Genomic DNA, 1,422 nt, shown 5'->3' with positions numbered 1-1,422 from the left:
ATCAACCCAATGAAAGTTACTAGATAGGTTGCTATCACATAATGCCTAAAATGAGTTCGGCATCACTCGACGAATCTTCTACCAGCAGAATATCAATTGGTTGAGTATTTGTGATAATATTCATGATGCCAGTTCCTGAAATTTCTAGATAATGTTTAAATCCTGGTGATGCTGTGGTATTGAGAAGTAAAATGTTGTGCCTACTCCTAGCTCTGACTCTACCCAAATTTTTCCGCCATGACGCTCTACAATCTTCTTACAAACTGCTAGACCAATGCCTGTGCCGGGATACTCACGGCGGGTATGCAAGCGCTGGAAAATAGTGAAGATGCGCTCAAAGTATTCAGGCTCAATACCAATACCATTATCACGAACTGAAAAGATAAATTCTTTAGCCTTCAGTTCCGCTGAAATATGGACTCTGGGTAGCTCTTGGCTGCGAAACTTAATGGCATTACCGATCAGATTTTGCAGAAGTTGACTCAGTTGTATATCATCCCCCATAACTACAGGTAAGGAGTCATGGGTAACTATGGCATCGCTCTCGATAATCGCTACATTTAAATTGTCTAAAACCCGATTCAGTACTACCTCACAGTCAGTAGCTGCTAATTCTTTACCATGGGTTCCCACCCGAGAAAAACTCAGCAGATCTTGGATTAACTGCTGCATGTTAGTAGCGCCATCTACGATGTAATGAATATACTTATCTGCTTGAGCATCCAGGTTACTCTGGTATTTTTTAGCTAAGAGTTGGGTGTAGCTACTAATGGCTCGCAGTGGTTCTTGTAAATCATGGGAAGCCACGTAAGCAAACTGTTCTAACTCACGATTAGATTGGGATAAATCTTGATTAAGTCGTTTGAGGGCCTCTTGAGCTTCTTTACGCTCTGTAATCACCTCAGTACTCATAATGATACCGCTAATTTTCCCAGCAATGTCAACCCAAGGACCGATTTCCCACTTGAGCCACTGTTGTTCACCATTAGCGCGAATAAACAAATCTTCTTCACACTCTGCTGAATAACCCTCTAAGCACCGTTGGTGTATTTTCTTCCAACCCTCAGGAGTTTCTGGAAATACCTCGTAGTAGCTTTTGCCAATGATGTTGTCATCAGATATGTTGTACTCTGAGTACCAGTTGCGACTAACAAACTGGTACCTCATCTGCTGATCGAACATGGCAATAGCTGCGGGTACATATTCCAAAAATCGGTTAAGCAGCTCTAGGTTGTTGCCTAATTCCGACTCAACCTGGCGTCGCTCTCTGATTTCAGCTTTTAAGACTTGATTAGCTGCTGCTAGTTGCTTTGTCCGTTCTAATATTCGTTGTTCTAACTCTTCATAGGCTTGGGTGAGGACATCATCCTCTAGCTTGCGCTTCGTGATATCCTGTACCACGGACACCACTCCGATGATGGA

The 1,422-nt window shown here is 42.7% G+C and carries 1 protein-coding gene; it reads right to left on the bottom strand.

Features of this window, described 5'->3' with window-relative positions; genetic code table 11:
• Positions 1-144: 144 nt before the first annotated feature.
• On the bottom strand, positions 145-1,422 hold a 1,278-nt coding region (locus F6K20_RS38450; protein ID WP_287298435.1), incomplete at its 5' end, for a sensor histidine kinase.

This window comes from Moorena sp. SIO2C4 (assembly GCF_010672485.1).
GTDB classification, from domain to species: domain Bacteria; phylum Cyanobacteriota; class Cyanobacteriia; order Cyanobacteriales; family Coleofasciculaceae; genus Moorena; species Moorena producens.
Note: the sequence above shows the minus strand (reverse complement) of the source record. Positions and strands in the feature narration are given on the sequence as shown.